Source organism: Paenibacillus sp. MMS20-IR301 (assembly GCF_032302195.1).
Taxonomy (GTDB): domain Bacteria; phylum Bacillota; class Bacilli; order Paenibacillales; family Paenibacillaceae; genus Paenibacillus_AQ.
Map to the genome: position 1 here is coordinate 4680107 of NZ_CP135275.1, position 11655 is coordinate 4691761.

Below are 11655 nucleotides of genomic sequence, written 5' to 3' on the forward strand. Positions count from 1 at the left end.
AGCTCATAGAATGAGCAGCTTAACAAAACTATCTTCGAAAGCAACCCTAAGTTTCTGCCATAGCATATAACTGCACTTTGTACATCTATATTACCTTTGCTGCGCGGCTGACACCGGATAACTGCAGTTCGTACAGCTATTTGGGAGCAAACAGCACGCCTAAGGGGATTTCCCCCAATATAGTGGTACAAAATGCAGTTAAAAGCCGGATACGGCCGGACACGGACGATTTAGCTGTACGGAATGCAGTTAAGCTGTTTATATCCCGCCGTGCTTCGTGTTAGAGCCCGCGCTTACTCCGGAACCAGTTCATAGTACAAGCCATATTTGCGGCCGTCCGTGAAAAAAATGCGGATAAAATCATCTTTGCCGACCTCAATCGGCGGGAGCTGGTTGCGGCCCGGGCTAAAATCCTGAACGAACGGGAAGCGTGTGCCGTCCTCCTTGGAGGAGGGCTGGCCGTCCCGTTTTTTGACGTAGCAGAGTACTTCCATCGGTACCGGAACCTCGGCGGTAATGGTCATATGTACCGTTTTCAGCTTGCTGAACAGGCCTTTTTTGTGCTGAACGGAATAATAGATTCTCGCCTTGCCTGCACTGACTACCACTCTATTGCTGCCGTCCTGCTGGCGTACCAGCAAGGTCTCCCCGTTCTCGCTGAGCCGGGCATAAATGGTGTAAGCCACCAGCCCGATCTCGTCGAGCCGGTCACGGAAACCGTTGTTCGCTTTGTATTCCTCACGGGTATACAGCTTCATGCCGGAAGGCGGGGTCTCCCCGTCCTCCGGCGCGTCCGCAGCGGCTTTATGAATACACACTGCCTGCACGCCATCCGGCCAGCGCCAGCGCAGCGTGCAGAACCGGTCCTCCACTCTGGACACTACCTCGGCAATAGCCGGCGCTGCAGAATGAACCTCGGCGTACCTCATGGCAACATGCCCCTTTCACTGTATAGCAAATTTATTCAGATGAATGTCTAGAATCCCTTACTCCCGCGGTTCCGGCGCGGTGAATTGATGCTGTCTGCCCCCCGGGACGAAGCCCCGGCTGATCTCCCCCTGCGGGACAGGGTTCCTTCACCTACAGGCACTATATAAGTGAACAATGTAAGAATAGCAACCAGCACAAGCACTGCCAGCAGGCGGATCATCGGGTCTGTGACGGTATCTCCGCGCAGCCCGAATTCCAGGATCAGTCCGGCGCCAAGGCCGGACAACGCTCCGCCGAAGCTGAAGCTGCGGGCCAGATGGCGGTTATCGAACACAATACCCAGCCCGAGGCCAAGTGCAGTACCGATCAGGATCAGGGCAAGAATGCGGACTACCGCATAGTAAGGGCTGCCTGCTGTCGCATCACTGCGCTCCGTCAGCAGTGTCCGGTCGCCCAGCCGGTCATAGATTTGCTGGAATACCTCGCCCAGCCGGCCCGCATCCGCCACATCATAATACTGTCCGCCGGTTCGGCCGGCGATATCCTGGAGCAGACTGGAGCCGGACGGATCATCCAGCGCAAGCCCGATGGTATTCACCGCGATGCCCCGGTCCACATATTCCGTCAATTCTGTTGCGGTGTTGAATTCGCTTATGCCGTCCGACAGCAGGATGACCATCGCTCCCCGGTTCGCCCCGTCAGTGCTGATCACAGTCATTGCTTCAGTAAGCGCACCGCTGATATTGGTTCCGCCCTCTGTAGTCTGCAGACTGCTGATCACGGACGACACCTGCTCACGGTTCGCCGCCTTTGAGAGCGGGATCAGAGGCTGAACCACGGAAGCATCATGGTCGAAAGTAACCACAGCCACCTTGTTATCTTCATCCAGCTGCTGCACCAGCGAGCGGGCTGCTTCATAACGGCTGTTATTAGGATCACTTTCCAGCATACTGCCGGAATTGTCTATAACCATTACGACATTTTTGACCGGCCTTATGCCGCCGAAATTCAGCTCATACAGGAATTCGGTCAATGTGCCGAGGCCAAATAATAAGACTACAGCCAGCGGGAGCATCTTCCATGAAGTGCCGAGATAACGCAGCTTCCAGGACTGGCCGTTCAGCTTGGGCGAGATCGTCTCCGCTGCCAGGCTGCCTGCTCCGACGCCAAGCGCCACTATAGCGAAATAAATGCCGACCAGCACAATCATCGGCAGATTATACGCCTCTCGGTCCAGCAGCAGCTCGCCAAGCACAAAGGCTATTCCTCCGCCAAGCAGACTGAAGAGGAGCAGGAGCAGATTGATTTTTCGCTGCATTGATATTCATCCTTTCCGGGAAGAACTTAATAATAATGCGCTATACAGGGACCATCAGCTGTATTAGGCACGCAGAAACGGCTTCCCCGTTCCTTTTATGGGACGGTACCGTTCAAGCGAGAAACAGAAGGACAATTGCATATAAATTCTGTTTTGAAAAAGGCAGCATTTCCTATTCTGATGTACTCTGTACAACAGATTGCCCGAAAAAGCGCCCGCAATTCCATTCTATTGCACTTCGTGCAGCAGAATGAATGAGAATTGTCCTAATTCCCTAAGTTCGCGGGATTCTGCTGTACAAAATACAATAGAATCTCTTTTCCGGGCAATTCAGGACCAATCTATTGCACTTTTTACACTTGCGGCAGCTGCAGCTATAGTAGTCGGGTCTATCTCATCACCGGCAGCTGATCTTCCTCCAGGCCATGCAGCGAATAGCCGTTGCCCGCATAAGTCTCATAATAGACCTTGCCGTTGCGGTAATAGAGCAGATCCTCCAGATGGAAGCCGCCCATCAGATTCAGCTTCTCTACCCCGCTCCGCCGCTGCTCATGCACGAAGCCCAGCCGGTAGATCCGGGTGGTCTCGTCAACACTGAAGGCATACCGCAGAAATTCGGAAGCACTGTCGCCGAAGAAGTACTTCTCCTCATGCCGGTGCTCCTGCGTATATTCGAACAGGCGGACATTCATCGCCGCCTCCTCCTCCAGGCTCCGGTAGAGCTGCTTGAACAGCTCCTCCTTGGAGACAATCCCCCGGTTCTCGTAAGCCGCCGCGACATTGGCACGCCGCAGCAGCTCTTCCTCGAAGGGAAGCGCAAACGGCGGTGCGCTCAGCACCTCGCGGCGGCAGACTTCAATCAGCCGGGCCGCGACAGCCGGCGCACCTTGGCGCAGCAGCTCCGAGAGGCTGCCCATGAACCGTTCACTGAAGAAGATATCCCCGCCCCGCCGCGTCTCGATATCCTTCATAACCTCATCTGTCACATTACGGTAGTATTCCATAATATTCTGGTCTACCGTTTCCTGGCTGCGCCCGATGCTGGCCAGCGCCAGGCTGTGCAGCTCCTCCTCCAGCGCCGCCATGGTCCGCACCTTGGCTGTGCTCTCGGCATGCAGCTGCTCCAGGGCAGCATCGTAACGGTGGCAGAGCGCAAGCTCGCTCTCCAGCAGCAGAATCTCATATTTCTTGCCGTATACGGCTGTGAACAAATACTGGATGAAATTACGCACAGTCCGTTTATCCAGCAGCGGCACCCGCTGGAACGGCTGGCGCTCCACGCTCTCCGCATAGAGCCGCTCCAGCTCCTCCTGCGCAGCGAGCAGTGCAGAACGCAAGCCGCCCATGTGCTGGCGCAGTGCCTGCAGCACACTGCCGCCTTCGCCGGCCTGGCCGGAGGTCCACTCTGCCAGCTGGTAGAACGTAATCGGCGGATTCCCCTTCTCTACGTTCGCGAGCACCCCGGCCCACTCCCGGGCCGGTTCTACGGCCGCAGTCCGCCTTGCGGACACCTCCGCAAAGTTGCTGCGGAAATAAGCCTGCCCGCCTTCGCCGAAGAGCAGCTCCTCCGCTTCGCGCAGCGACAGCGCTCTGAGCTCCGAGTAAGACGGGCGGCCATGGCTCATCAGCCCGGTCATCTCCGATAGACCGGCTTCATCCGGCAGCAGCTCTGCTGCACGGGCGCGCAGGGCATCCGCGCCAAGACCAAGCAGCGCCTGCCGCTCCTTGAGGCTGCGGGTATTCCCCGCACGCAGCTTCGCGGACAGGTATTGCAGTGCATGTGCGAGGACCGCGAGGGCAATCTGCCGGTTCGGCCTGCGCACCGCCGAGAAGCCGGCGGAAGCGTAGCCCTGCCTGCCGGTGCTGCCGCGGATCCCGCTCTTGAAGGTCATATTATTGTAGCCGCCATGGCCGGAAGACTGATCAGCCGCAGGCCGGACGCGGTTCTTCAACAGGCTCATATGAGCAATAATTTCGTAATTGTCGTCCATCCCGCGGGCAGACATCAGCCCGCGCTCATTTTTGTCAGAGAGCAGATAGACGAGGTCGAACAATGCGGATGGCCCGTGCGATACAGGAATGGACAAGCCTTCCTCCGTCACGAGCAGCTTGGCGCTTAATGTGTAGTCCGCCGCCTGCATCCCGTCCAGCTCACGCAGAAAAGCCAGCCCGACCGAGCTGGAATAACCGAAGTTATCCCCTTGCTCCCGCTCGTTGATCAGCGCATACAGATCGGTCTGCACTGATTTGAAGGACTGGCTGAGAATCGCGCGGGCCAGCAGAGTAACTTCCGGCAGCAGCACATTAAGCGGATCATCGACCCGCGTGATGACAGACAGATGGATGACGTCAAACGAGGAATACAGCCGCCCATAGTCCGCAATGGCGTTGCTTAACTGCCGCAGCGTCCGGTTCATTCCGGCTAAGCAGCGGCTGTCTTCCTGAAATTCACGGTAAATCCCGCGCCGGACGCTGCGCAAATCACGCCCAGCCGTCTCCGGCAGATTCATGCTCATGACGCGTTCTTTGACGCCGTTCCCACTTCCGATCCTTCCCTTGATTCCGTCCTTCTCCTGGCTGTTTACAGGCCCTGAACCTGCATATAGCGCCATCACGCCGCCAGCATTATCCCATTTCCGCTCGCAACGATCCAGCACAGGGCCGATGGCCGGGGCTACTTTGTCGCCCAGGAACAGGAACAGCGCAGGGTAATGGATGCTGCTGCGTCCATCCCCCTTGCTAAGCTGCGCTTCCTCCTGCGCGGCATACTGATCCGCATAATGTAAGGCCTGATCTTTGATCATCGGCTTACTTCAGCTTTCTGCGGATGCTGCCGAGCTTGCCGGTCAGGCTCTTGTAGAAGCCGTACATTTCATCGCCGTTAGCATGCTCCACCCGCTCATACTCGAGACTGTCGCGCGCCTCCAGGAAGGAGACATACATGCCTTCCAGCTTATACAGCAGCGGAGTTACATCCTCTGCGGCCGTCATCTCTCCGGCCCGGCGTGCCGCCTTGCGCAGCAGGACGCTCCGGCTCTTCTCATCAAGCGCGCGGAAATGACGGTATACGGCATATTCCACATAGCTGCGTTCCTTCATCAGATTGGCGAACGGCTCCCAGGCATCCTCGTCCTCGTCACGGTCATAGACATAGAGCGCACCTTTTTTGGTGATCGTATCGGTGTACAGGGCTTCAATGAACTGGTCAATCCATTTGTCCTCATCCAGATGCTGATGCACCAGCACCTCCAGCTCTGCAGCCTTGGCGGTGAGGGCATCGTATTTCGCCAGCTCTTCACGGACGCGGGTAATCAGCTGCGGCGAACGGATCAGGTTCTCCTGGGCCAGCTCACGGTTGATGCTGCCGAAGATATCCTTGATGCCTTCACGCTCCAGCCCGCCGGCCCGCAGCGACTTCAGCTCGTCTGCAGCTTTGCGCACTTCACCCAGATTCGGGCGGGCCGAGCCAAGCTGGAGGTCATAACCGCTGAGCAGCTTGCCCAGATCAAACGGCGCCGTGAATACGACGGAGAACCGGCTGCTCGTATTCTCGTCAAGGCCCTTCTCGATGATAACGCCGCTCTCCAGTGCCCGGGCAAAATCAGCCCGCACTCTGGCATTGTAATCACGGACCCGCGCATTGACGTAAGTATCGCCCCATGACTTCTCAGGGATCGGCGAAGGCAGATAAGTCCAGTTGTCCTTGTCGGTCATTACGAGATGGCGGCCGATTCCTTCCTTGTCCAGGATGGTCCGTTCATAGTTCTCTTCGAACACCCGCAGCGGCGTGTATACGAACAGCGGCACCCCGTTGCGCGTATTGAGCCAGAAAATCCGGTTCTTCACCTGGCTTTCCTTGATCGTAAACTGCGATTTGCCAAGTGCATTATTCTGATAGTTGCGGATCCCCTTCAGGATGCCCGGAGCTTTCACCGGCACGGAGACGAAGCCCCACGACGGGAAGTGCAGGCTGCCCGAGCTGTTGCTGAGATGGAAGATCGGTACGGCATCCTCATCCAGGCGTCCGGCAATAATCCGCTCCACGAATTTATCCAGCGGCTCCTCGCGCCCGTATTTCATCACCAGGAAATCTTCCATGGAACGGGTAATGAGATCGCCGAACTTATCGCTCAGGAACTCAGAGATCGAACGGACGATATCAATCTCCTGCTCCTTGACCCAGCGTCCGGAATTCTTCAGCATTTCGCGGGTGAAGTCGCGGATCAGATCATCGCCGTCCTTCTGGTCCATCACCTTGGAGATCGTTGCAGAGATATCCGGCACATTGACGATATTCCAATAGTAGGTTTTGTTACCTTTGTGGTCGGCCTGCTCTTCCCCGTTAATCAGAATGTCGCCATTCTTCTCAAAGATTGAGCTGAGCGCCGTCAGAATTTCTGTGAAGACGCCGTAGATCCGGCTGTTCTCTTCATTCAGCAGCTCGTAAAGATCCTCATAGAACTGGATCATCTGCTCGGTGCGCTCCACATCGGCGTGCAGCCAGTATTCGTTGATTTTGGCTTCAATGTAGGCATTCTTCTTCTTCTCCTTGGAGACAAAAGCGCTCCGCGCATCGCCCAGCTTCTCCTCCGCACTGTCCTGAGCCGTCTCGATATCGCGCGGCAGGCGCAGCAGGCTCTCGCGCAGCGCTTCAATATAAGACTGGATCAGCTTCAGAATGCAGAAGCCCTTCTCTGTATATAGCAGCCGTGACACATAGAACGGCCCTTGCTCAGGATGCAGGAAAACACGCTCCAGCTCCTCGTCGAACCGTGCGGCAATTTCACCCGGCAGCTGCTTCTTGGACTTAATGTATTCCTCGCGGGCACGGGCCAGGAAGTTCTGCTCCAGCTCCGTATCCATGCTGACCACCTGATTCTTGATCACGTTGGCATGGCTGAGGCGCTCGCTGTTCTGATAGCCGGGCAGCGGCTCCGGCACGCGGGATTCGAAGGTCTTGATCATCGTATCGAGATCGATGCCCAGCTTGCGCGCCATCTTCTCCACATCCTCCTGACCCGGAGCCTGCTGGAACATCTTGTCCATCTTGTCAAAGAGGCGGAAGGCCAGATAAGTTGTCATCTCTTCGATCGGCAGCACCGCCGAGGAAGCGCCGATAATGTTGTATTCATAGTTCGCAGGATACGTCTTGTTCATCTGTGCAATATTGGTCCGGATGTTGCTGATATAGTCATGGATGGCGAATTCCTCGCCGGAGGCTTTTTCTTCACTGGCCATGAAGTTCGTAATATTCTCAGCGGTTACGTTCATGCAGTAATCATATGCATTCTCCAGCAGCTTGCCTTCCGTATTCGTTGCCGAGATGAGATGACAGAGATTAAACGGCGGCAGCGGGGAATTGACGCTTAGAATATTGCCGTACTGCTGGCGGAACCGTTCGCCCCGGCTGTCGACATTCATCCAGTAATCCAGCTCTTTGAGCGCGGCATAACCGTTCTTGCGGATATACTCACGGGTATGCTCGCTGAGGCTCTTGTTCGCCAGATTGACATCCGGTGTGAACAGATAGCCCAGTGTATTCACACGGTCAATGCCGGCTGCACCATAATCCCGTTCAATAATCCCGCGGACGATATAGGCAATGTCCAGAAAAGCGCCGCTGCCCGTTCCGCCGGACAGTCCGGTGAGCAGGAACACCATCAGCTTCTTGCTGGTGCCGACGGACAGCGTCTTGATCTTCTTGTCGATCGCAGCCACAACCTGGTTAATCTTCGTGAACAGCAGCAGGCGTCCGGCCTGGCGTACCCCGGCGGCTCCGTTCATACCGTCGGTGATGCTCAGCTCGGGCGACAGCCAGTCTGTAATGTACGGATCAAGAATACTGCGGTTCTGCAGCAGCCCGCCGATCTCGGCGTTGGCCAGCAGCACGAATTCATTCTGCGGATCCAGGCCGATGCCCTTGTATTTTTTGCCGCGGTCCTGTTCATTGGTCTCAAATGCCAGGAATTCCACATTGTCCGGTTTATCCCGCTTCTTCTTGGACAACGGGTCCTCGGGCAGCTTGAAGCGGCGGTTAATCTGGTATTTCAGGCGCAGCAGGGCATCGATGCCCGTACCGCCAAGCCCGATAATGAGTATCGGGTTATCAATGGTATCGACTCTGATCTTGTCGCTGACGATCCCTCCGCCTAGCGATACATCCAGCTGCTGAATATGCTCTCTTACTACCGGTTTCATAGATTTTCCTCCTGAAAGTTGTGGTGGCGTATGCTTAGTGCTGATAGCATACGCTTAGGCGCTCTTATATCAGATATTCGATTAAAATCGTCTTGTCTACCGACTGCAGCGAGACTGACACGCGGTCACCGCTCTTCATTTCAAGTCCCTTCGAGGTATCGGCAGCACGCCCTGAACGCTCTACGGTAATTCCGTCTCCGCCGCGCAGGATCAGCCGGTCATTGTTCCCCGGAGTGAACACTGCCTTCTCGCTCTCCTTGAGTTCAGGCGCCAGCTGCAGCAGCTGGTGCAGCGTGAATCTGCCGCGGAAGCCTGCGAGCTTCTTGTACTGCGGATAGGTCTTCTCTCCGGTGTTGCCGTCCAGCACCTCTATGACCAGCTGACCGACAAATCCGCGGTTCGCCTGGCGGCGAAGCAGCCAGAAGGCCGCAGCTGCTGCGAGCAGGAGAATAACCCCGCCGATAATATAGTAAAGGGTGTAGGAGGCCTTCTCATCCGCCGCCGGCTCTTCATTTGTACTTGAACCGGCTGCCGGCTGGCTCGTAGCCACCGTTCCCGTCTTGGCGTTGATGGTCAGAACGTCGCTCTCACGGTAGAAGCTGCTCTCTTCGGCCCGGACCTTCAGTTCATATTCATGGCTGTCCTTAATTTCAAAGGAGCCCTTGAACTCCGCACCCGAGTTATCGAGCGGAAGCTCCTCCACAGCGCCGGTATCCTTATCCGTAACGAGCAGCACGGCCTTCATCTCCTGATACAGGCTGCTCTCGGTAACCTCAGTCCCGTTGCTGAACAGATGGGAGGCGATATCTACTGTATCCCCCTTGCGGTAGGACTGGGAAGGCAGGGCATCCAGCTTCAGCTCCAAATCATAGTTGAAGACCAGATTAATGTCGATCTTATCCTTCGGCACACCCTTGACCTGCAGCTTCCAGTCGCCCTGCTCCGGAGAGAGCAGCTTGATCAGCGTATAGCTGGATGACTTCGACAGCAGTACAGCATCTGAGGGAATGGCTACTTCCTTGCCGGAAGGATCGCTTAGCTTCGCGGTTACAGGCTGCGAAGACATAATGGAGATATTCGCTTCCAGGACGCTTGCGTTTGGCACGTTCACCGTTACTTCCTGATAATTACCGTTTGCCGTAATCGACGGCACAGGCACAACCTTCAGCTTCAGATGGCTGGCAAAAATCTCACTGAGAATCTGCGGCAGATCATCTGCGGAATCGGTGGTGAACGCTTTGCCGCCCGTCTGGTCAGACAGGCCGGTCAGAATATCCTTATTCAGCTTGCCGTCGGCATTCAGCCCGATCGTATATACCGGATAGCCCTTCTGCTTCGCTGTTTCTACAGCGGCCTTCAGCTCCTGATCGGACTGGGCCTGCGTCCGGCCGCCGGCCTCATCGAGGTCATTGTTGCCGTCAGCCAGCATGACGATCATCGGCTCATGGCCGGGATCGCTGCCGTTCGCCAGCACCTTCACCGCTTCCTCCATCCCCACTGCAATATCTGTGTAGGGTCCGCGGCTCAGCCCGTCAATGAAATCCTTCAAATCCTGCTTGTCTGCGGCAGAGGTAATCCCGAGCAGCGCCTTCTCGCGCTGCACCTTGTCGGTGTATGCAACGATGCCTACCTTGTCTCCCTGGGTAGACAGCATATCTATAAACATCTTCATCGCTTCATTGGCGATCTTGTTCTTATCACTCTTGTTCATGGAGTTGCTGACATCGATCAGCAGTACAGCATCAATATGGGATGGTGCAGCCGCAGCGGCGTTAACCCCGGAAGCTCCGAAGGGTACGGCGGCAGCGATGCATAACATAATCAGCAGCAGGGAGATTAAGCGCTGCAGCCGGGTCTTGGCCGTTCTGGAATTACGGTGTGTACGAAGCATAAATAGGGCTCCTCTTGTGTTAATTTAGGCGGTAATCACAGATTCTGCATCATAGCTAAATTCTGTAAATAGCATGCCATTATGATATAATTAAACCTTGTAAACTTCAACTTAGGGACTGTAGAATCAGTACCTCCGGCTGCTAGAATCGTCATCCTTGCGCACATGAGATATTATAAGTATACGCCTTGTAGCTGAATATTTGATTAAAAGCCCGTAACCATAAGAGAAAGGACGAGTTCCATGATTACATACGTCATACTCGGGATAACGTTTCTGTATACCGTTATTCAGATTGCACGTTACGCTTCCCGCCAGCGGAGGCCGCTTACCCGCGAGGATATTGATGAGCGGCTGCTTGCTGCGCTGAACGGAGGGGACCGTGCCCGTGAGTAAAAAGAAACCTGTAACCTTCCGGCCCTTCAAGGCTCCGCGTTACGCTTATGAGAAGCTGCGGGTCTGCCGCCGCTGCGGCCGTTACACTGCCCTCGGCGAGGAGCGCTGCACACGCTGCGGCCGTGCCTCGCTGATTCCGGCAGAGAAGCAGGCGGCCTCCGTTGCCCGGCGCAAGCAGCATACCCGGCTGCTGCTGGTTCTGCTGCTGACCCTCGCCGCTGTCTATTTCGGCCAAAGCCTGCTGCAGATGGCGCTGTGCGGCGCCGGGGGAATCATAATGGCCGGACTGATCTACTATACGCAGCGAAAAGTGCGGCAGAACGAAAATCTGTACGCACTTAATGAATTATTAGGCCGGAACATCCTCAGCATCAGGGAAGATCTGGAGCTCAACCGCCAGGAGGCGGTAAGCGTACTGCGGGAGAATGATGTACTCGCCTACGAGAAGCTGCGCGAAATCTCCATTCTGCTGCGCGGAGACCGGATCTCCCGCCAGCGCGTCGCCCTGCTGCACGGCTTCCAGCTGCGCAAGGATATGCAGCTGGAGCTGGAGCAGCTGCTCTTGAAGGATTTCGAGCCGCTGCTCGCTGAATACATCGGCGAAATTGCCAAGGTCCGCCCGGAGCTGATCAAGGACCGCACCCTGCGCTATGTGAAGAATTATGAAGTGCAGATTCTGGAGATGGACCAGGGTCTGGCCATTCTGACTGCTGTTGCCGGAGCAGCAGTCCGTCTGAAGCGTTATGCTCTGCTCTACTCCGGATTAATAGGAAGATACCTGCAGGACCTGCCGCGGGACCGGTTCCTGCGTTTGTCCAGACTGATTGCTGCCAGCCCCTATGAGCCATGGAACGGTCTGGATGCCAGAGTGGCGGATATCCGGGAGCTCAAGTACCGTTATGACCCTGAAGTATAAGGAGGA

General features: G+C 55.9%; 7 protein-coding genes. 2 read left to right on the plus strand and 5 right to left on the minus strand.

Annotated features, from left to right (window positions below; translation table 11 throughout):
• Window positions 1-293: 293 nt before the first annotated feature.
• The 5 genes from LOS79_RS20115 to LOS79_RS20135 form a co-directional block, all read right to left on the minus strand.
• The gene (locus tag LOS79_RS20115; RefSeq protein WP_315411847.1) at window positions 294-929 is read right to left on the minus strand and encodes a beta-mannanase; all 636 of its coding nucleotides are present in this window, start codon (window positions 927-929) and stop codon (window positions 294-296) included.
• A gap of 47 nt (window positions 930-976) precedes the next feature.
• Window positions 977-2248, minus strand: a complete 1272-nt coding sequence (locus tag LOS79_RS20120) for a vWA domain-containing protein (RefSeq protein WP_315411849.1) — start codon at window positions 2246-2248, stop codon at window positions 977-979.
• Window positions 2249-2637: 389 nt separating this feature from the next.
• Entirely contained in the window at window positions 2638-5052 is a 2415-nt protein-coding gene (locus LOS79_RS20125; protein ID WP_315411851.1) for a transcription initiation factor TFIID, read from the minus strand.
• A 4-nt stretch (window positions 5053-5056) separates the two neighbouring features.
• The gene (locus LOS79_RS20130) at window positions 5057-8446 is read right to left on the minus strand and encodes a tubulin-like doman-containing protein (RefSeq protein ID WP_315411853.1); all 3390 of its coding nucleotides are present in this window, start codon (window positions 8444-8446) and stop codon (window positions 5057-5059) included.
• 64 nt (window positions 8447-8510) lie between these two features.
• Window positions 8511-10337 (minus strand): vWA domain-containing protein, encoded by a 1827-nt coding sequence (locus LOS79_RS20135; RefSeq protein ID WP_397386670.1) that lies wholly within the window; start codon window positions 10335-10337, stop codon window positions 8511-8513.
• 243 nt (window positions 10338-10580) lie between these two features.
• Here LOS79_RS20135 and LOS79_RS20140 point away from each other — a divergent pair, with 243 nt between their 5' ends.
• Both LOS79_RS20140 and LOS79_RS20145 read left to right on the plus strand, forming a co-directional pair.
• The gene (locus LOS79_RS20140; RefSeq protein WP_315411854.1) at window positions 10581-10733 is read left to right on the plus strand and encodes a hypothetical protein; all 153 of its coding nucleotides are present in this window, start codon (window positions 10581-10583) and stop codon (window positions 10731-10733) included.
• Window positions 10726-11649 carry a hypothetical protein gene (locus LOS79_RS20145; protein WP_315411855.1) on the plus strand — a complete coding sequence of 308 codons (924 nt, stop codon included), beginning with the start codon at window positions 10726-10728 and terminating at the stop codon, window positions 11647-11649. The genes LOS79_RS20140 and LOS79_RS20145 overlap by 8 nt, the downstream gene beginning before the upstream one ends.
• Window positions 11650-11655 lie beyond the last annotated feature (6 nt).